The sequence below is a fragment of the Streptomyces fructofermentans genome (assembly GCF_014651055.1).
In the GTDB taxonomy this organism is placed as follows: domain Bacteria; phylum Actinomycetota; class Actinomycetes; order Streptomycetales; family Streptomycetaceae; genus Streptomyces; species Streptomyces fructofermentans.
In genome coordinates this window covers 112,165-130,859 of the sequence record NZ_BMWD01000020.1, presented here as the reverse complement: position 1 = coordinate 130,859, position 18,695 = coordinate 112,165, and the positions used below count along the sequence as shown (strand labels likewise).

The 18,695-nt window shown below is 74.0% G+C and carries 16 protein-coding genes; 12 read left to right on the top strand and 4 right to left on the bottom strand.

Annotated elements, in window-relative coordinates:
• Positions 1-9 precede the first annotated feature (9 nt).
• Positions 10-1,146 carry an acyl-CoA dehydrogenase family protein gene (locus IE265_RS25505; RefSeq protein WP_190038019.1) on the bottom strand — a complete coding sequence of 379 codons (1,137 nt, stop codon included), beginning with the start codon at positions 1,144-1,146 and terminating at the stop codon, positions 10-12.
• 305 nt (positions 1,147-1,451) lie between these two features.
• Here IE265_RS25505 and IE265_RS39355 point away from each other — a divergent pair, with 305 nt between their 5' ends.
• Genes IE265_RS39355 through IE265_RS25490 form a run of 3 tightly spaced genes read left to right on the top strand, consistent with a single transcriptional unit; the run spans position 1,452 to position 4,854 of the window.
• On the top strand, positions 1,452-2,735 hold the full coding sequence (locus IE265_RS39355; RefSeq protein ID WP_373303011.1) for a DUF5819 family protein: 1,284 nt from the start codon (positions 1,452-1,454) through the stop codon (positions 2,733-2,735).
• Positions 2,732-4,123, top strand: coding sequence for an HTTM domain-containing protein (locus IE265_RS25495; protein ID WP_229916503.1), 1,392 nt, complete (start codon positions 2,732-2,734; stop codon positions 4,121-4,123). The genes IE265_RS39355 and IE265_RS25495 overlap by 4 nt, the downstream gene beginning before the upstream one ends.
• Positions 4,120-4,854 carry a TrmH family RNA methyltransferase gene (locus tag IE265_RS25490; RefSeq protein WP_190038018.1) on the top strand — a complete coding sequence of 245 codons (735 nt, stop codon included), beginning with the start codon at positions 4,120-4,122 and terminating at the stop codon, positions 4,852-4,854. Before IE265_RS25495 ends, IE265_RS25490 begins: the two co-directional genes overlap by 4 nt.
• A 57-nt stretch (positions 4,855-4,911) precedes the next feature.
• Here the strand turns inward: IE265_RS25490 and paaN are convergent, their stop codons facing one another.
• Positions 4,912-6,603, bottom strand: a complete 1,692-nt coding sequence (paaN, locus tag IE265_RS25485; protein ID WP_190038017.1) for a phenylacetic acid degradation protein PaaN — start codon at positions 6,601-6,603, stop codon at positions 4,912-4,914.
• 148 nt (positions 6,604-6,751) lie between these two features.
• On the opposite strand from paaN, the gene IE265_RS25480 reads away from it, so the two are divergent.
• Positions 6,752-8,266 carry a 3-hydroxyacyl-CoA dehydrogenase gene (locus tag IE265_RS25480; protein ID WP_190038016.1) on the top strand — a complete coding sequence of 505 codons (1,515 nt, stop codon included), beginning with the start codon at positions 6,752-6,754 and terminating at the stop codon, positions 8,264-8,266.
• The gene (locus IE265_RS25475; protein WP_190038015.1) at positions 8,263-8,853 is read left to right on the top strand and encodes a TetR/AcrR family transcriptional regulator; all 591 of its coding nucleotides are present in this window, start codon (positions 8,263-8,265) and stop codon (positions 8,851-8,853) included. The genes IE265_RS25480 and IE265_RS25475 overlap by 4 nt, the downstream gene beginning before the upstream one ends.
• A 201-nt stretch (positions 8,854-9,054) precedes the next feature.
• Here the strand turns inward: IE265_RS25475 and IE265_RS25470 are convergent, their stop codons facing one another.
• Positions 9,055-9,555, bottom strand: coding sequence for an Lrp/AsnC family transcriptional regulator (locus tag IE265_RS25470; protein WP_373303009.1), 501 nt, complete (start codon positions 9,553-9,555; stop codon positions 9,055-9,057).
• A 175-nt stretch (positions 9,556-9,730) separates the two neighbouring features.
• Here IE265_RS25470 and pdhA point away from each other — a divergent pair, with 175 nt between their 5' ends.
• The 7 genes from pdhA to IE265_RS25435 all read left to right on the top strand — a co-directional run bounded on the left by pdhA (position 9,731) and on the right by IE265_RS25435 (position 18,179).
• A complete protein-coding gene (pdhA, locus tag IE265_RS25465) occupies positions 9,731-10,885 on the top strand; it encodes a pyruvate dehydrogenase (acetyl-transferring) E1 component subunit alpha (RefSeq protein ID WP_190038014.1) in 1,155 nt (384 codons plus the stop codon).
• Positions 10,882-11,886, top strand: a complete 1,005-nt coding sequence (locus IE265_RS25460) for an alpha-ketoacid dehydrogenase subunit beta (RefSeq protein WP_190038013.1) — start codon at positions 10,882-10,884, stop codon at positions 11,884-11,886. The genes pdhA and IE265_RS25460 overlap by 4 nt, the downstream gene beginning before the upstream one ends.
• The gene (locus IE265_RS25455; protein ID WP_190038012.1) at positions 11,886-13,478 is read left to right on the top strand and encodes a 2-oxo acid dehydrogenase subunit E2; all 1,593 of its coding nucleotides are present in this window, start codon (positions 11,886-11,888) and stop codon (positions 13,476-13,478) included. The genes IE265_RS25460 and IE265_RS25455 overlap by 1 nt, the downstream gene beginning before the upstream one ends.
• A 90-nt stretch (positions 13,479-13,568) precedes the next feature.
• Entirely contained in the window at positions 13,569-14,630 is a 1,062-nt protein-coding gene (locus IE265_RS25450; protein ID WP_190038011.1) for an NTP transferase domain-containing protein, read from the top strand.
• The gene (locus IE265_RS25445) at positions 14,627-15,985 is read left to right on the top strand and encodes a molybdopterin molybdotransferase MoeA (protein WP_190038010.1); all 1,359 of its coding nucleotides are present in this window, start codon (positions 14,627-14,629) and stop codon (positions 15,983-15,985) included. Before IE265_RS25450 ends, IE265_RS25445 begins: the two co-directional genes overlap by 4 nt.
• Positions 15,973-17,079 carry a potassium channel family protein gene (locus IE265_RS25440; RefSeq protein ID WP_190038009.1) on the top strand — a complete coding sequence of 369 codons (1,107 nt, stop codon included), beginning with the start codon at positions 15,973-15,975 and terminating at the stop codon, positions 17,077-17,079. Before IE265_RS25445 ends, IE265_RS25440 begins: the two co-directional genes overlap by 13 nt.
• Positions 17,080-17,198: 119 nt before the next feature.
• Positions 17,199-18,179, top strand: coding sequence for an NAD(P)H-quinone oxidoreductase (locus tag IE265_RS25435; RefSeq protein ID WP_190038008.1), 981 nt, complete (start codon positions 17,199-17,201; stop codon positions 18,177-18,179).
• Between the two features lie 19 nt (positions 18,180-18,198).
• Here the strand turns inward: IE265_RS25435 and IE265_RS25430 are convergent, their stop codons facing one another.
• Entirely contained in the window at positions 18,199-18,639 is a 441-nt protein-coding gene (locus tag IE265_RS25430) for a hypothetical protein (RefSeq protein ID WP_190038007.1), read from the bottom strand.
• Between the last annotated feature and the right edge of the window lie 56 nt (positions 18,640-18,695).

Sequence of the window (18,695 nt, the reverse complement as noted above, 5' to 3'; positions counted from 1 at the left end):
CGGCCGGGTTCAGCCCAGGGGATGGGCCGCCAGCAGGTCTCCCAGCGCCTCCTCGTGCGCCGCCGCCGGACCGAGCGAGAGCTCCAGGTGCTTGGCCCACGCGTGGTAGCGGTGCAGGGGGTACTCGACGTCCGCGCCGAAGCCGCCGTGCAGGTGCTGTGCGGTCTGCACGACGCGGCGTACGCCCTCGGAGGCCCAGATCTTGGCGACGGCGACGTCGCCCGACACGGGCAGCGCCCCGCCGGCCCCCGTGCTGATCCGCCACGCGGCCTGCCAGAGGGTCGCCTCCATCGCGCGCAGGTCGATGTAGCGGTCGGCGGCCTGCACGGCCACGGCCTGGAACGTGGCGATCGGATGGCCGAACTGCTCCCGCTTGCCGGTGTAGTCGCTCGTCATCCGCAGAACGCCCTCCCCCAGGCCGAGCGCCAGCGCGCAGGTCCCGGTGGCGAGGAGGTCGCGCAGCGACTCCCAGGCCCCGTCGGCGTCGATGACGTCACGGGCGGGGATGCGGACGGAGTCCAGCCGGAGTTCGCCGAGCCGTTCCCCCGTCGTCGAGACCTGCTCGGCGAGTGACGAGCCCTCGTGACCGCGGGGTACGAGGGCGAGCACGGGGCGGCCCGAGCCGGTGCTCTGTGCGGGCACGAGAACGAAGTCCGTGCCCTGGGCCCACGGGACGGCGGTCTGGACCCCGTCCAGGACCCATGTGTCGTCCTCGCGCCGCGCGGTCACGGCGAGTTCGGCACTGTCGTGGCCGGTGCGTCCGCCCGCGGCCACGGTCAGCACCGTCTCGCCCCGGCCGGCCCGGGCGAGCAGGTCGGCGGCCAAGTCCTCGCCGCCGTAGGCCTGTACGGTCACCGCCGCGGCGGTGTTCTCCAGGAGCGGTACCCGCGCGAGCACCCTCCCCGCCTCGCGCAGCACGAGGCACAGCGCGACGGCGTCCAGGCCCGCGCCGCCGTGGCGGGCGTCGAGCAGCAGGCTCAGCAGGTCCGCGTCGGCCAGTCCGGCCCACAGGGCGCGGTCGAAGTCGTCCGCGACGGCTCCCGCGGTGAGCGAGGGGCTCGGCACGCCGTCCGGCGCCACCCCGCCGAACACCGCCTTCGCCGCCTCCACGGCCGCCTGCTGCTCCTCGGTGAAGGTGAAGTCCACGGTCCTGTCCTCCCGGCCCGGCGGATCCGTCGGTCTGACGGAGCGTCAAGATAGAACAGGTTCTACAAGAAGGGAACGGTCCGGAGGGCGCCGCGCCCGTGCCGGACGCGCCCGTCGGAGGCTCCGGGGCGTTCGGTACGTTCGATTCGAGGGCTGGACAGTGGCCGTAAGGTGTCAGCCGCTGTGGACAACCTTGTGACCGCCGGGTCTGCTGGGGCTGTGCCGGGCGGGTGGGTCTGAGTACGGTTCCCCTGCGACGCCCGTGGTGCGGTGCCCCGGGGTGTCGCAGCCCCGCGGAGCGGCGGGTGGGATCGGCAGACATCGGGGAACGGGGCGGAATGGACGCGTACGACGAGGGCTCGGCCGCCCTGCCCGTGCCGGGCGGGCCCGCTGCCGCCGCCCCCGACGCCGCTGCCGTGTCCGGCGACGACGCCGAGACCGACGCCGGCGCCGACACCACTGTGGGGCCTGACGCGGACACCGCCGCCGTGACCGCCGCCGACGATGCTGAGACCGACGCCGGTGCAGATGCCGGCACAGACGCCGATGCCGATGCCGACGCCGTGAGTCCGATCGCGGACGCCCCCGCGGAGGGTGCCGCCGGTCCCGCGTCCGCCGCTGGGCCCACGCCCGCCGCCGTGTCGGCCGCCGTGCCCGCCCTCGTCGCAGCCGCCGCTGTCGACCCGGCCGACCTCGACTCGGTCGACCCCCACCCGCTCGCCCCCCGCCCGCTCGCCCCCCGCCCGGTCGGACCGGACCTGTTCGACGAAGCCTCGGTGCGGGTTCCGCGGCAGCCCAGCGCTGCGGTGCTCGCCGGGGCAGCGTTCCCGGGGGACCCGCCGCAAGGTCGCCGTACCGGCATCGCCGCCCTCTCCCTGCCGTACCAGATCGCCGCCGCGCTGGCCCTCGCGCTGGTCGCGGTCGCCGCGTGTGCGCACGTCCTCCTCGTCTTCCTGCACGTCGCCCCGTCGAACACGGTCAGCAAGGAGCACGGGCGGACGATCGACGAGTGGGTCTATCCCGAGTTCGAGCAGAACTGGAAGCTCTTCGCGCCCAACCCGCTCCAGCAGAACATCGCCGTCCAGGTCCGCGCCGAGGTGGCGACGGCGGACGGAGGCGTCTCCACGACCCGCTGGTACGACCTCTCGGCGCTGGACGGCGCGGCCATCGACGGCAACCTCCTGCCGAGCCACACGGAGCAGAACGAGTTGCGCCGCGCCTGGGACTTCTTCATGGCCACCCACGACAACGAGAACCGTCCGAGCGGCCTGCGCGGCTACCTCTCCGAGCGCTATCTGCGCCGGATCGTGGTCTTGCGCCTGGACCGGGAGGAGGCGGGCGGCCGGGGTGCCGTGGTGCGCCAGGTCCAGGTGCGTTCGCGTACGACCAACGTGCCGCCGCCCCAATGGAGCGAGGAGCAGGTGTCGGACAAGCCCATCGTCCGGCAGCTTCCCTGGTGGCAGGTGACCTCGGCGGACCGGGCGGCCGGTACGCGGTCCGCGGAGGCCGACCGGCCCGCAGGGTCCACGGGGGCGGCCGGGCCCGACGGAACCACCGGAGCGACGCGTACGGAGGCGAGTGCCCGATGAGCAGCCCCGACCCGAGCCGGGGGCACGGCACGGCGGGCGGCCCCGGACGGGACCGGCTCGCAGGCCGGATCCGCCGGTTCGACCGCAGCCACCGCGTCGACCGGGTGCTCGCGCGGGCGATCACCCGCGTCACCGGCGAGGCGCTCGGCCCCTACCAGGCCGCTGTGGTCCGCATCGGCTTCGCGGGCACCTGGCTGCTGTTCCTGTTGCGCGAGTTCCCGCACCGGCAGGAGTTGTACGGGCCCGACGGCCCCTGGAGCTGGGACCTCGCCCAGCAGCTCATCGCGAGCAACCACGCCTTCACCGTCCTGATGTGGGCGGACAGCCAGGTGTGGTTCGAGATCGTCTACGCGCTCGCCGTGCTGTCCAGCGCCCTGCTCCTGCTCGGCTGGCACACCCGGGCCGTGTCCGTGGTCTTCATGGTCGGGGTGCTCTCCCTCCAGAACCGCAGCATCTTCATGGGCGACGGCGGCGACAACGTCATCCACCTGATGGCGATCTACCTGGTGTTCACGCGCTGCGGCCTCGTGTGGTCACTGGACCGCCGCCGTGCGCGCCGGGAGCGCGAGGCGGCGCACTCCGCGGACGCCCACGACGCCGACGCCCACGACGCCGACGCCCACGACAAGGGAGCCCACTCCGGCGAAGTCCGCCCGGTCGTGCGCCCTGACCGTGCCGGGCCCGTGCTGTGGGGCGTGCTCGGGTTCGTCCTCGCCTGCGCCTCGCTCGCGGGGAAGGTGGACGGCGGCCTGCTCGGCGGCTGGTGCACGCTCTTCTGGGGGCTGTGGGCCGTGCACGGACTGTGGTGGCTGGCCGGCCGGTCCGCCCGGAGCGCCCAGCCGCGCATCCTGCTGGACGTCGTCGCCAACCTGGTCCACAACGCGGCCCTGTTCGTGATCATGGCCGAGGCCTGCCTGATCTACGCGACCGCGGGCTGGTACAAGATCCAGGGCTCGCGCTGGCAGGACGGCACCGCCGTGCACTACCCGCTCCACCTGGACTACTTCTCCCCCTGGCCGGCCCTGTCCGACGCGCTGGCCGCGCACGGCACGCTCGTGATGATCGTGACGTACGGGACGGTGTTCGCCCAGGTCGCCTTCCCCTTCACGCTGTTCAACCGGCGTGTGAAGAACGTGCTGCTGGCGGGGATGATCACCGAGCACGCGGTGATCGCCGTGGTGCTCGGCCTGCCGTTCTTCTCCCTCGCGATGATCGCCGCCGACGCCGTGTTCCTGCCGACGTCGTTCCTGCGCCGCCTGGGCCGATGGGCGGCACGCGCGCGCGGCCGGCTGGTCCCGCGCACCCGCCGTACGCCGCCGGGGCCGCGCGCGGGGGCCGAACGCGTCCCGGAGCCGGCCGGGCGGACGCACGTAGGCTTCACCGCATGACGGACTCCGTGAGCGACTGGCACCGGCTCGCCGGCACCTCCGTGCTGCTCGACGGCTTCCACGCCGTCAAGCACGCCGTACGGTTCGGGGCGGACATCCCGGTGGCGGTCTCCGTCGACCGCGCGGCCGCGCTCGCGCTCGCGGACGAGCTGGCCCCGGACGTACGGGAGGCACTGGCCGGGCTCCTGGTGGAGGTCCCGCAGGACACCTACCGGGCGCTCGTCCCGCGTCCGCACCCCACCGCGGTGGCCGCCCTCGCCGTGCGGCCGGCCAGGGAGGCCAATCTGCGGGCGCTGGCCCGCACGCCCCGTACCGCGCCCGTGATCGTCCTCGACCAGCCGCGCAACCTCGGGAACGCGGGTGCCGTGATCCGGCTCGCGGCGGGCTTCGGGGCGACCGGGGTCGTGACGACCGGGACCCTCGACCCCTGGCACCCCACCGTGGTGCGCGGCGGGGCGGGGCTGCACTTCGCGACGGCCGTGGAGCGCCTGACGGTGGACGAACTGCCCCCGGGGCCCGTGTTCGCCCTCGATCCCGAGGGCGAGGACATCCGGGGGCTCAAGCTTCCGGACGACGCGGTGCTCGCCTTCGGCTCGGAGCGCACGGGACTGTCCGCCGAGCTGCGCGAGCGCACCGACCACCTGGTGTCCCTGCCGATGAGGCCCCAGGTCTCCAGCTACAACCTCGCCACCAGTGTCGGCATGACGCTGTTCCACTGGAGCGCCTCCTAGGGTGACGCGGCCGGCCGCGCGCTCGGCGGCCGGCCGCGTCCACACCCGTCCGGGGACTCAGACCTCGCTGCGGACCTCCACCACGCGGAAGCGGTTGGCGACGAACGCCCCGTCGCACAGGGCCGCGTTGGCCGCCGGGTTGCCGCCCGAGCCGTGGAAGTCCGAGAAGCCGGCGGTCTGGTTGACGTAGACCCCGCCGGTCAGGTTCAGCGAGAGCTGGGCGCACTCCTCAAGGCAGGCCTCCCGCACGGCCTCCTCGACCTCCTCGGAGGTCGTGTACGCGCCGACCGTCATCGCACCCTTCTCACGGATGGTCCTGCGCAGCAGCTCCACCGCGTCGGCGGCCGAGTCGACCGCCACGGCGAACGCCACCGGGCCGAAGCACTCGTTCATGAAGGCGGTCTGGTCGTCGGGCTTGGCACCGTCCAGCTTCACGATGACGGGCGAGCGCACGACGGCCCCGGGGAACTCGGGGTTGGTGATCTCCCGGGAGGCGAGGGCGACCTCGCCGAGCGCGGAGGCCGCCTCGACGCGGGCCTTCACGTCGGGGTTCACGATCGCGCCCAGCAGGGCGTTCGCCCGTGCGTCGTCCCCGAGGAGTCCGCCGACCGCGGCGGCGAGGTCGGTGACCACCTCGTCGTACGACTTGGGGCCCTCGTCCGTGCGGATGCCCTGCCTCGGGACGAGGAGGTTCTGCGGGGTGGTGCACATCTGGCCGCTGTACAGGGACAGGGAGAAGGCCAGGTTGGACAGCATCCCCTTGTAGTCGCCGGTCGACTCGACGACCACCGTGTTGACGCCGGCCTTCTCCGTGTAGACCTGCGCCTGGCGGGCGTTGGCCTCCAGCCAGTCGCCGAACTCCGTGGAGCCCGTGTAGTCGACGATCCTGATCTCGGGGCGGGTGGCGAGCGTCTTGGCGATGCCCTCGCCGGGCCGCTCGGCGGCCAGGGCCACCAGGTTCGGGTCGAAGCCCGCCTCGGCGAGCACGTCGCGGGCCACCTGGACGGTGAGCGCGAGCGGGAGCACCGCGCGCGGGTGCGGCTTCACGAGCACCGCGTTGCCGGTGGCCAGGGAGGCGAACAGGCCCGGGTAGCCGTTCCACGTCGGGAAGGTGTTGCAGCCGATCATCAGCGCGATGCCGCGCGGCACCGGCGTGAACCGCTTGGTCAGCGCGAGCGGGTCCCGCTTGCCCTGCGGCTTGGTCCACTCCGCCGTCTCCGGGGTGCGGACCTGCTCCACGTACGCGTACGCCACCGCCTCCAGGCCGCGGTCCTGGGCGTGCGGTCCGCCGGCCTGGAACGCCATCATGAAGGCCTGGCCGCTGGTGTGCATGACCGCGTGGGCGAACTCGTGCGTGCGGTCGCTGATCCGCTTGAGGATCTCCACGCACACCAGCGCGCGCGTCTCCGCGCCCGCGTCGCGCCACGCGCGCTGACCCCGGCGCATGGCGGGCAGCAGCGTGTCGACGTCCGCGTGCGGGTAGGTGATCCCGAGGTCGAGGCTGTAGGGGGAGACCTCGCCGCCCACCCAGTCGTCCGTGCCGGGCTGGCCGAGGTCCAGACGGCCGCCCAGGAGGGCGTCGAAGGCGGCCTTGCCCTCCGCCGCGCCGAGGCTGCCGTTCTCCCCGTACGCCTTGGGGTGTTCGGGGTGCGGCGACCAGTACGCGCGCGTGCGGATCGCTTCCAGCGCCTGGTCGAGAGTGGGCCGGTGCTTGGCGATCAGCTCGTGCGCGGTGAGTTCGGCGGCCATGAGGGACCAACTCCTCGTCTCGAGAGCTCTTCGTCGGGCTCTCGACCTGGGCAGGAATGGGCGGACAGAGTTAGAGTAACCGAACGATCGGTCGGGACAAGGGGGTCCGCTGAGTCTGTGGAAAACCCCGTACGGGAGGATCGCGAGCATGACAGCACTCGACCTCGCCGGCCCTGTGGCCGTCGTCGGTACCGGCACCATGGGCCAGGGCATCGCACAGGTCGCGCTCGTCGCCGGCCATCCCGTGCACCTGTACGACGCGGTGCCCGGCCGGGCGTCCGCCGCCGCCGAGGCGATCGGGGCACGCCTCGACCGGCTCGTCGAGAAGGGCCGGCTGACCGGCGCGGAACGGGACGCCGCCCGCGCCCGGCTGCGCCCCGCGGCCGGCATCGCCGACCTCGCCGACTCGGGTCTGGTCGTCGAGGCCGTCCTGGAGCGCCTCGACGTCAAGCAGCAGCTCATGCGCGAGCTGGAGGACGTCGTCCCGTCGGACTGCCTGCTCGCCACCAACACCTCCTCGCTGTCGGTGACCGCGATCGGCGGCGCCCTGCGGGAACCCGGCCGCTTCCTGGGCCTGCACTTCTTCAACCCGGCGCCGCTGCTGCCGCTGGTCGAGGTGGTCTCGGGGTTCGCCACCGACGTCACGTCGGCCACGCGCGCGTACGAACTGGCACGGGCCTGGGGCAAGACGCCGGTCGCCTGCGCCGACACCCCCGGGTTCATCGTCAACCGCATCGCGCGGCCCTTCTACGCCGAGGCCTTCGCGGTGCACGAGGCCCAGGCCGCGGACCCCGCCACGATCGACGCGGTCCTGCGCGAGTCGGGCGGCTTCCGGATGGGCGCCTTCGAGCTGACCGACCTGATCGGCCAGGACGTCAACGAGTCCGTCACCCGCTCGGTCTGGGAGGCCTTCTTCCAGGACGTGCGGTTCACGCCCTCGCTGGCGCAGCGCCGGCTCGTCGAGTCGGGGCGCCACGGCCGCAAGTCGGGGCACGGCTGGTACGACTACGGCGACGGTGCCGAACGGCCCGAACCGCACACCGCGGAGAAGGCGCAGGCGCCCGCGTACGTGGTCGTCGAAGGCGATCTCGGGCCCGCTGCCGAGCTGGTCGCGCTGATCCGAGAGGCGGGAATCCAGGTCCGCGAGGACGAGGAGGACCACGGCACGCGGCTGGTGCTGCCGAGCGGCGGCCAGCTCGCCCTCGCGGACGGCCAGACCGCCGTCGAGTTCCGTGACGTCGTCTACTTCGACCTTGCCCTCGACTACCGCGGGGCGACCCGGATCGCCCTGTCGCACTCGCAGGACACCCAGACGCAGACCCTGGCCGAGGCCACCGGGCTCTTCCAGGCGCTCGGCAAGGACGTCAGCGTGATCGGGGACGTGCCCGGCATGATCGTGGCCCGCACGGTGGCCCGCATCGTGGACCTCGCGCACGACGCGGTGGCCAAGGGCGTGGCCACCGAGGAGGACATAGACACCGCGATGCGGCTGGGCGTCAACTACCCGCTCGGCCCCTTCGAGTGGAGCCGCAGACTGGGCAGGAGCTGGGCCTACGACGTCCTGGACGACCTGCACATGCGCGATCCCTCGGGGCGGTACGCGCCCTCCCTCGCCCTCTACCGCCACGCGTACGCGTCGGAGAAGCGCGAGGGCACCCCGTGACCACCGCCAGACGCGACACCTACACCCCGGAGACCCTGCTCTCCGTGGCCGTGCGGGTCTTCAACGAACGCGGCTACGACGGCACGTCCATGGAGCACCTCTCCCGGGCCGCCGGCATCTCCAAGTCGTCGATCTACCACCACGTCACGGGCAAGGAGGAGCTGCTGCGCCGTGCGGTGAGCCGCGCGCTGGACGGGCTCTTCGGCATCCTCGACGAGGAGCACGCGCGCGTGGGGCGTGCCGTGGAGCGCCTGGAGTACGTCACGCGGCGCATGGTCGAGGTCCTCACCTCCGAGCTGCCGTACGTGACGCTGCTGCTGCGGGTGCGCGGGAACACCGACACCGAGCGCTGGGCGCTGGAGCGGCGGCGGGAGTTCGACCACGAGGTGGCCGAGCTGCTGCGGGCCGCGGCGGCCGACGGGGACGTACGCGGCGACGTCGAGGTCAGGCTCGCGACGCGGCTGGTCTTCGGAATGATCAACTCGATCGTCGAGTGGTACCGCCCCGACGTGCGGGGCATGGCCGCGCGCGAGGTCGCCGACGCGGTCGTACGGCTGGTCTTCGCCGGGCTCCGCCAGGAGGACTGAGGGCCGGGCCCGGGGCCGTCACGGACCGGCGGGCTCCGGTCGTACGCGGGCCGTGCGCGAACCTGTCGGGGTGATCCGGGCGGGGCGATCCGGGCGGGCGGCGCGAACCGGGCGGGCGGTGCGATCCGGGCGGGGCGATCCGGGCGGGCGGCGCGGCCCGGGCCGATGAAGGCCGGGCAGGAGCGGCTGCCGGGGCGGTGGTCAGCCCTGGGGCTCCAGGTCCTCCTCCTCGAACACGAGCAGCGTCCGGGTGCTGAGCACCTCGGGTATGGCCTGGAGGCGGGTGAGCACCAGCTCGCGCAACGCCCTGTTGTCGGGCGTGTGCACCAGGAGCAGGACGTCGAAGTCGCCGCCCACCAGCGCGATGTGGGAGGCGCCCGGCAGGAGTCTGAGCTGTTCGCGGACGGTGCGCCAGGAGTTCTGCACGATCTTGAGCGTGATGTACGCCGAGGTGCCGTGTCCCGCCCGCTCGTGGTCGACGCGGGCGCCGAAACCCCGGATGACGCCGTCCTCGACGAGGCGGTTGATCCGCGCGTAGGCGTTGGCGCGGGACACGTGGACGCGTTCGGCGACGGACCGCACGGAGGCGCGGCCGTCCGCCTGGAGCATCTGCAGGATGTCCTGGTCTATGGCGTCGAGAGGGCGCGGCGGCGGCAGCGGGGTCCCGGGCTCCGGCCCTTCGGCCATTTGTTCAGGTGCCATGTCCCCCCGCCTCCCTACTATGGACGTACTGCATCCATCTCAGGCTGTGGAGAACCGTTTGTCCACAGCCTGGCGGTGCCTGTAGCCAAAATGTGCCGACGACCGAACAATCGGTAGGTGAGGCGCGTCACCCTCGACGGGCCTCTCGAAGTCGCTCCCACGAGGAGGTGCCGACATGACGGTCATGGAGCAGCGAGGCGCATACCGGCCGACCCCGCCGCCCGCCTGGCAGCCCCGCACCGATCCCGCGCCGCTGCTGCCCGACGCGCTGCCCCACCGCGTGCTCGGTACCGAGGCGGCCGCGCAGGTCGATCCGGATCTGCTGCGCCGGCTGTACGCGCAACTGGTGCGCGGACGCCGCTACAACACGCAGGCCACCGCGCTCACCAAGCAGGGCCGGCTTGCCGTCTACCCGTCCTCCACGGGCCAGGAGGCCTGCGAGGTGGCCGCCGCGCTGGTCCTGGAGGAGCGCGACTGGCTCTTCCCCAGCTACCGCGACACCCTCGCCGCGGTCGCCCGCGGGCTCGACCCCGTCCAGGCGCTGACGCTCCTGCGCGGTGACTGGCACACGGGCTACGACCCCCGCGAGCACCGCGTCGCGCCCCTGTGCACCCCGCTGGCGACCCAGCTCCCGCACGCCGTGGGCCTCGCGCACGCCGCCCGGCTCAAGGGCGACGACGTGGTCGCGCTCGCCATGATCGGCGACGGCGGCACCAGCGAGGGCGACTTCCACGAGGCGCTGAACTTCGCCGCCGTCTGGCAGGCCCCGGTCGTCTTCCTCGTGCAGAACAACGGCTTCGCGATCTCCGTGCCGCTCGCCAAGCAGACCGCCGCCCCGTCGCTGGCCCACAAGGCCGTCGGCTACGGGATGCCGGGCCGACTGGTCGACGGGAACGACGCCGCGGCCGTGCACGAGGTGCTCGGCGAGGCGATCGCCCACGCCCGCGCGGGCGGCGGGCCGACGCTCGTCGAGGCGGTGACGTACCGCATGGAGGCGCACACCAACGCCGACGACGACAAGCGCTACCGCGACGACGCCGACGTCGAGGCCTGGCGCGCGCACGACCCGATCGCCCTCCTGGAGCGCGAGCTGACCGGGCGCGGACTGATCGACGAGGCCGGCATGGCCGCCGCCCGCGAGGACGCCGAGGCGATGGCCGCGGACCTGCGCGAGCGCATGAACCAGGACCCGGTGCTCGACCCCATGGACCTCTTCGCCCATGTGTACGCCCGCCCCACGACACAGCTCCTGGAGCAGGAGGCGATGCTGCGGGCCGAGCTGGACGCCGAGACCCGTGGGCACGACGACCCCGAAGGAGCCACCCGATGACCACCGTCGCGGTGAAGCCCGCCACCATGGCGCAGGCCTTCGGGCGCGCCCTGCGCGACGCGATGGCCGAGGACCCGACCGTGCACGTCATGGGCGAGGACGTCGGCGCCCTGGGCGGTGTCTTCCGGGTCACCGACGGGCTCGTCAAGGAGTTCGGCGAGGACCGCGTCACGGACACCCCGCTCGCCGAGGCGGGAATCCTCGGCACGGCGGTCGGCATGGCGATGTACGGGCTGCGGCCGGTCGTGGAGATGCAGTTCGACGCCTTCGCGTACCCCGCGTTCGAGCAGCTCATCTCGCACGTGGCGCGCTGGCGCAACCGCACCCGCGGCGCGATGCCCCTGCCGATCACCGTGCGGGTTCCGTACGGCGGCGGCATCGGCGGCGTCGAGCACCACAGCGACTCCTCCGAGGCGTACTACATCGCGACCCCGGGGCTGCACGTCGTGACGCCCGCGACGGTCGCCGACGCGTACGGACTGCTGCGGGCCGCCATCGCCTCCGACGACCCGGTCGTCGTCCTCGAACCCAAGCGCCTGTACTGGTCGAAGGACGCGTGGAACCCCGACGAGCCGCAGGCCGTGGAGCCGATCGGCCGCGCGGTCGTCCGGCGCCGCGGACGCAGCGCCACGCTCATCACGTACGGCCCGTCCGTGCCCGTCTGCCTGGAGGCGGCCGAGGCCGCCCGGGCCGAGGGCTGGGACCTGGAGGTCGTCGACCTGCGCTCCCTGGTGCCGTTCGACGACGAGACGGTCTCCGCGTCGGTGCGGCGCACCGGCCGCGCGGTCGTGGTGCACGAGTCGGGGAGCTTCGGCGGACCGGGCGGCGAGATCGCCGCGCGGGTCACCGAGCGCTGCTTCCACCACCTGGAGGCGCCCGTGCTGCGTGTGGCCGGGTTCGACATCCCTTACCCGCCGCCGATGCTGGAGCGGCACCATCTGCCCGGCGTGGACCGGATCCTGGACGCGGTGGCGCGTCTGCAGTGGGAGGCGCGGAGCTGATGGCCCAGGTCCTCGAATTCAAGCTTCCCGACCTCGGGGAAGGGCTCACGGAGGCCGAGATCGTCCGCTGGCTGGTCCAGGTCGGCGACGTCGTCGCCGTCGACCAGCCCGTCGTCGAGGTCGAGACCGCCAAGGCGATGGTGGAGGTGCCCTGCCCGTACGGCGGCGTGGTCACGGCCCGCTACGGGGACGAGGGCACGGAACTGCCCGTCGGCGCGCCGCTGCTGACGGTCGCGGTGGGCGCGCCCGCCTCCGGCGCACCGCTCGCCGACGGCACCCCGGCTCCCGAAGGCGACGCCGAGGGCTCCGGGAACGTGCTGGTGGGATACGGCACGCAGGCGGCCCCGGCGCGGCGCCGCAGGGTCCGTCCGCCCGAGACAGGGGCGGGCGCGGTCAGGCCCGCACCGGGCGGCCCGCACAGCGCGGCGCCCACCGGTCCGGGCGGGGCGCACCCCGGGACCGGCGCGGCCCGCGCGGCCTCCGCTCCCGGCACCCTGGTTTCGGCGGGCGCACCCGGCACCGCGACCGGCACGGCACCCGGCACCGCGACCGGCACGGCACCCGGCACCGCGACCGGCACGGCACCCGGCACCGCGAACGGCACGGCACCCGGCACCGCGAACGGCACGGCACCCGGCACCGCGAACGGCACGGCACCCGGCACCGTGGACGGTGCCGGTCGCGGGACGGACGGTCCCGTGCCGGTGATCTCGCCGCTCGTGCGCAGGCTCGCCCGGGAGAACGGACTGGACCTGCGGGACCTCGCCGGCTCCGGCCCCGAGGGCCTGATCCTGCGCGCCGACGTGGAGCGGGCGCTGCGCTCCGCGGCCGCCCCCGCGGGCGTGCCCGGGGCCGCGGCGCAGGACACGCCCCTTCCGGAAGGCCGGGCGGCCGCCGCCCCGGGCGTCACCCGCGTCCCGCTGAAGGGTGTCCGGGGCGCCGTCGCCGACAAGCTCTCCCGCAGCCGGCGCGAGATCCCGGACGCGACCTGCTGGGTGGACGCCGACGCCACGGAACTGATGCGGGCGCGCACGGCGATGAACGCGGCCGGGGGACCGAAGATCTCCCTGATCGCGCTGCTGGCCAGGATCTGCACCGCGGCGCTTGCCCGGTATCCCGAGCTCAACTCGACGGTCGACACGGAGGCCCGCGAGATCGTCCGGCTGGACGCGGTGCACCTCGGGTTCGCCGCCCAGACCGAGCGCGGGCTCGTGGTTCCGGTGGTGAAGGACGCGCACGCACGGGGCGCGGAGTCGCTGGGCGCGGAGTTCGCCCGGCTCACCGAGTCGGCCAGGACCGGCACGCTCACCCCGGCCGAACTCACCGGCGGGACCTTCACGTTGAACAACTACGGGGTGTTCGGCGTCGACGGTTCCACCCCGATCGTGAACCACCCCGAGGCGGCGATGCTCGGTGTCGGCCGGATCATCCCCAAGCCCTGGGTGCACGAGGGCGAGCTGGCGGTGCGGCAGGTCGTGCAGCTCTCGCTCACCTTCGACCACCGGGTGTGCGACGGCGGCACGGCGGGCGGTTTCCTGCGGTATGTGGCGGACTGCGTGGAGCAACCGGCGGTGCTGCTGCGGACCTTGTAGCCACTCGGCCCCCCGGGGCCTCGTCCCCACCCCCGTCCACATGCTGTGCGCGGGGGTGGAAATGATCCACGGGACACTCATACTCGTGGGGTGACCGCGTACGAGTCCCCCAACGCGCCCGGCACGGACGGCCATGACGCCGTCGTGCTGGCGGGCGGTGCCGCCCGCCGGCTCGGCGGAGCCGACAAGCCCGGCGTGCGCGTGGGCGGACGCGCCCTCCTCGACCGCGTCCTGGCCGCCTGTTCCACGGCCGGCACCACCGTGGTCGTCGCGGAGCCCCGGCCCACCGCGCGCCCGGTCGTGTGGGCCCGCGAGGACCCGCCCGGCGGGGGACCGCTGGCCGCGCTCGACGCGGGGCTCCGGCTCACCACCGCCGAGTCCGTCGTGGTGCTCTCCGCCGACCTGCCGTTCCTGGCGGGGGAGACGGTGCGCGCGCTGCTGACCGTCCTTCAGCGGGAGGGCGCGGACGGCGTGCTGGCCACCGACGCCGACGGCCGCGACCAGCCGCTCGTGGCCGCCTACCGTGCCTCGGCACTGCGCCGCGGACTGGCGTCCCTGCGCGCCGAGCACGGCGAACTGACCGGTCTGCCGCTGCGGCGGCTCACCGGCTCGCTCCACCTGACCCGCATCACCGACCCCGTCGCGTCCTTCGACTGCGACACCTGGGACGACATCGCCGCCGCCCGGGCACGTATCAGGGAGCATGGGCACGTGTTGGATGAATGGATCACCGCAGTCAAGGACGAACTGGGCATCGACCTGGACGTCGACATCGGCATCCTGCTGGACCTCGCCCGCGACGCCGCACACGGCGTGGCCCGGCCCGCGGCCCCGCTGACGACGTTCCTCGTCGGCTACGCGGCGGCCCGGGCGGCGGGAGGACCCGAAGCGGTCGCGGAGGCCGCCCGCAAGGCCACCGCCCTCGCCCTGCGCTGGGCGGCCGAGGAGGACGGCCCGAAGGCCTCCCCCGGACCGCCGGCCCCCGCGGGCACGGCCCCGGCGACCGGCGCCGGCGCGGCCACCGGCTCCGAAACCGTCCCGGGCGGCTCCGACACCCTTCCGGGCGGTACCGGCACAGTGCCGGGTGGTACCGACTCCGCCGGGACGGGCCCCGGCGGCAGCGCCCCCGAACCCCGGCCGGACGCCGGATGACGGCCTCCGGGCAGTACGAGGAGGTCGACCTCGACGTCGAGGAGGCGCTCGCCCTGGTCAAGGAAGGCGGCGCCCCGATGTCCGAGCACCCGGGAACGCACGGCGTGCCCCGGTCCGCGCAGCCGCCGACCTCCGGGAGCGCCGGCGAGGAGCACGTCCACGCCGCCACACCCTGGGGGGAGGCCCGGGCCGTCGCCGCGCGGGCTCCCCGCGGACCCGACGCCGCCGTCTCGGTGCCGCTCGACGCGGCGCTGGGGCTCGTCCTCGCCGCCCCCCTCGACGCCCTCACGGACCTCCCCTCGTTCGACACCTCGGCGATGGACGGCTGGGCGGTCGCTGGACCGGGTCCCTGGGGCGTCCGTGCCGAGGGTGTGCTCGCTGGCCACTCCGCACCCCGGCCCCTCGCCGACGGCGAGGCGGTCCGCATCGCGACCGGTGCCCGGATTCCGCACGACGTCACCGCGGTGATCCGCAGCGAGCACGGCCGCATCGACGAGAAGGACCGGCTCCACGCGACCCGCGAGGTCGTGCCGGGCCAGGACATCCGGCCCCGGGGCCAGGAGTGCCGTTCCGGCGACCCCCTGCTGCCCTCCGGCACGCTGGTCACCCCGGCCGTGCTCGGACTCGCCGCCGCCGCCGGATACGACACCGTCGCCGCGTTTCCCCGGCCGCGCGTGGAAGTCCTCGTCCTGGGGGACGAGTTGCTCACCGGGGGGCTGCCGCGCGAGGGCCTCATCCGGGACGCGCTCGGCCCGATGCTGCCGTCCTGGCTGCGCGCCCTGGGCGCGGACGTCGTCGCCGTGCGCAGACTCGGTGACGACGCCGAAGCCCTCCACACCGCGGTACGGGACTCCGGGGCCGACCTCGTCGTCACCACCGGCGGCACCGCGGCCGGCCCCGTCGACCATGTGCACCCCACACTGCGCCGCATCGGAGCCGAACTGCTGGTGAACGGCGTCGGAGTACGTCCCGGCCATCCCATGCTCCTGGCCCGGACCCGTGAGAGGCAGCACCTCGTGGGACTGCCGGGCAACCCCCTGGCCGCCGTCTCCGGCCTGCTCACGCTGGCCGAGCCGCTGCTGCGTACCCTCGCCGGACACGCGGCCCCGGAGACGTACACACTGCCGCTCCAGGACACCGTGCACGGGCACCCGCGCGACACCCGGCTCGTACCCGTGGTCCTGCGCGCCGACCGGGCCGTCCCGCTGCACTACAACGGTCCTGCCATGCTGCGGGGTGTCGCGGCCGCCGACGCGCTCGCGGTCGTCCCGCCCGGTGGCGCGCGCCCCGGCCAGGAGGCCGAGATCCTCGACCTGCCCTGGGCCGCGGCCGGGATCGGAGTGTGTTTCACGTGAAACTTCCCGGCCAGGACGCGATCGCCCGGCAGGCGGACGAACGGCTCGTCACCCGGCGCATCGCGTTGCCCCGCCGCCGGGTGGAGCACCCGCTGCGGCAGGTCACCAAGCGGGTCGTCATCGCCCTGCTGGTGCTGGTGGCGACCGCGCTGATCGTCTACGCCGACCGCGGCGGCTACACCGACAACTCCGACCAGTCCATGGACCTCCTGGACTGCTTCTACTACGCGACCGTCACCCTCTCCACGACCGGTTACGGCGACATCACCCCGGTCAGCGACGGCGCTCGGCTGACCAACATCTTCCTGATCACGCCACTGCGCGTGCTCTTCCTGATCATCCTGGTCGGCACGACTCTCGAGGTCCTCACGGAGCGCACCCGGGAGGAGTGGCGACTGAACCGCTGGAGGGCCACCTTGCGAGAGCACACCGTTGTCATCGGGTTCGGCACGAAGGGCCGCTCGGCGATCGAGACCGTGTGCTCGACGGGGCTGAAGAAGGAGCAGGTCGTCGTCGTCGACCCCAGCTCGAAGGTGATCGAGGCCGCGACGTCGTACGGGTTCGCCGGCGTCCTGGGCGACGCCACGCGCAGCGACGTTCTGCTCCGCGCCGAGGTGCAGAAGGCCCGGCAGATCATCATCGCGACCCAGCGGGACGACACGGCCGTGCTCGTCGCGCTGACGGCCCGGCAGCTCAACCGCAAGGCGAAGATCGTCGCCGCCGTGCGCGAGGAGGAGAACGCGCCCCTCCTGAAGCAGTCCGGCGCCGACGCCGTCATCACCAGCGCGAGCGCCGCGGGCCGGCTGCTCGGGCTGTCCGTGCTCAGTCCCAGCGCCGGCATGGTCATGGAGGACCTCATCCACCAGGGCAGCGGGCTCGACATCGTCGAGCGGCCCGTCATAAAGGCCGAGGTGGGCAAGGGGGTCCGCGAGACCGACGACCTGGTGGTGAGCGTCGTACGGGGGCACCGCGTCCTCGGGTACGACGATCCGGCCGTCGGGAAGCTCCAGTTGATGGACCGTCTGATCACCATCGTGCGCGTCACCCCGCACACCCAGGTCGCGCCCGACATGAGGCCGCTGCCGCAGGACTGAACCGTTGCCGACGGACGCCGCGGCGTCCCGCGGGTGCCGCCCCGGGGTCCCGTCCGGACCGGCCCCGGGGCGTTTCGTTCGGATGGAGGACCCGGACCACCCGGAGTAGCCTCGCCCGCATGCGAGCGATCACGATTCCTGAACCCGGTGGTCCCGAGGCGCTGGTCTGGGACGAGGTGCCCGATCCCGTGCCCGGAGAGGGCGAAGTGCTGGTCGAGGTGGTGGCGAGCGCGGTGAACCGCGCCGACCTCCTCCAGCGGCAGGGCTTCTACGATCCGCCGCCCGGCGCCTCCCCGTACCCGGGTCTGGAGTGCTCCGGGCGCATCGCGGCCGTCGGCCCCGGTGTCGCGGGGTGGACCGCCGGTGACGAGGTGTGCGCGCTGCTGTCGGGCGGCGGCTACGCCGAGAAGGTGGTCGTGGCGGCCGGACAGCTGCTGCCCGTGCCCGAGGGAGTGGCGATCGACAGGGCGGCCGCGCTGCCCGAGGTGGCCTGCACGGTCTGGTCGAACGTCTTCATGATCGCCCACCTGCGCCCCGGGGAGACGCTCCTGGTGCACGGCGGGGCGAGCGGCATCGGCACGATGGCGATCCAGCTGGCCAAGGCCGTCGGCGCGAAGGTCGCCGTCACCGCAGGCAGCAAGGAGAAGCTCGACTTCTGCGCCGGGCTCGGCGCAGACATCCTGGTGAACTACCGCGAGCAGGACTTCGTCGAGGAGATCAGGGCCGCCACCGACGGGGCCGGCGCCGACGTCATCCTCGACAACATGGGTGCCAAGTACCTGGACCGCAACGTCAGGGCGCTCGCCGTCAACGGGCGGCTCGCGATCATCGGCATGCAGGGCGGCGTCAAGGGCGAGCTCAACATCGGCGCCCTGCTGGGCAAGCGCGCGGCCGTCACGGCGGCCTCGCTGCGGGCCCGCCCCGCCGGGGAGAAGGCGGAGATCGTCGCGGCCGTGCGGGAGCACGTCTGGCCGCTGATCGCCGCGGGGCACGTCCGTCCGGTGGTGGACCGGGAGATCCCGATGCGCGAGGCCGCCGCGGCGCACCGGGTCCTGGAGGAGAGCGGGCACATCGGGAAGGTGCTGCTCACGCTCCCGTAGCGGGTCGGGCGGCCGGGGCTCAGGGCCGTCGGGCGCGCAGCCCGAGGAACGCGAGTCCGAGGCCCAGGCCGATGAGGACCAGGCCGCTGCCGAGAGGCAGCACCCGGAAGACGGGTTCCGAGCCGTTGCCCTCGGGTCCCGCGGCCTTCTCGGGGGGCCGGGGGTCGAGGTCCACGGGGGGTTCGGCGACGGCCGTCGCGGGGACCTCGCCGGACCCGTCGGGGCCGTCCGGGTGAGTCGGGGCGGTGTCCTCGTCCGTCGGGGGCGCCTCCCGGCCGGGGCGCTCGCGCCCCTGACCGGGCCGGCTGCCGGCCCGTGACTCGGTGGGCTCGGGCCGGACCAGGGCGCTGTGCCCGGCGGCGGAGGGCCTGGCCGGGGCGGCGTACGACGGGTGGGCCGGGCCTGCCAGCAGGACCAGCAGCAGGCCGGCGACCTGCAGGGGGCGGAGCCGTGGAGCCACGTCGGTGACCCCCCTCCCGGTGCGGAGGAAACACGATCAGCGCGATCAGCCTCACA

What these genes read in the sequence shown, in the direction of transcription:
- IE265_RS25495 (WP_229916503.1), top strand. Translation starts at nt 2,732, where the DNA reads ATGAGCAGCCCCGACCCGAGCCGGGGGCACGGCACGGCGGGCGGCCCC.
- IE265_RS25490 (WP_190038018.1), top strand. Translation starts at nt 4,120, where the DNA reads ATGACGGACTCCGTGAGCGACTGGCACCGGCTCGCCGGCACCTCCGTG.
- paaN (WP_190038017.1), bottom strand. Translation starts at nt 6,603, where the DNA reads ATGGCCGCCGAACTCACCGCGCACGAGCTGATCGCCAAGCACCGGCCC.
- IE265_RS25480 (WP_190038016.1), top strand. Translation starts at nt 6,752, where the DNA reads ATGACAGCACTCGACCTCGCCGGCCCTGTGGCCGTCGTCGGTACCGGC.
- IE265_RS25470 (WP_373303009.1), bottom strand. Translation starts at nt 9,555, where the DNA reads ATGGCACCTGAACAAATGGCCGAAGGGCCGGAGCCCGGGACCCCGCTG.
- pdhA (WP_190038014.1), top strand. Translation starts at nt 9,731, where the DNA reads ATGACGGTCATGGAGCAGCGAGGCGCATACCGGCCGACCCCGCCGCCC.
- IE265_RS25460 (WP_190038013.1), top strand. Translation starts at nt 10,882, where the DNA reads ATGACCACCGTCGCGGTGAAGCCCGCCACCATGGCGCAGGCCTTCGGG.
- IE265_RS25455 (WP_190038012.1), top strand. Translation starts at nt 11,886, where the DNA reads ATGGCCCAGGTCCTCGAATTCAAGCTTCCCGACCTCGGGGAAGGGCTC.
- IE265_RS25445 (WP_190038010.1), top strand. Translation starts at nt 14,627, where the DNA reads ATGACGGCCTCCGGGCAGTACGAGGAGGTCGACCTCGACGTCGAGGAG.
- IE265_RS25435 (WP_190038008.1), top strand. Translation starts at nt 17,199, where the DNA reads ATGCGAGCGATCACGATTCCTGAACCCGGTGGTCCCGAGGCGCTGGTC.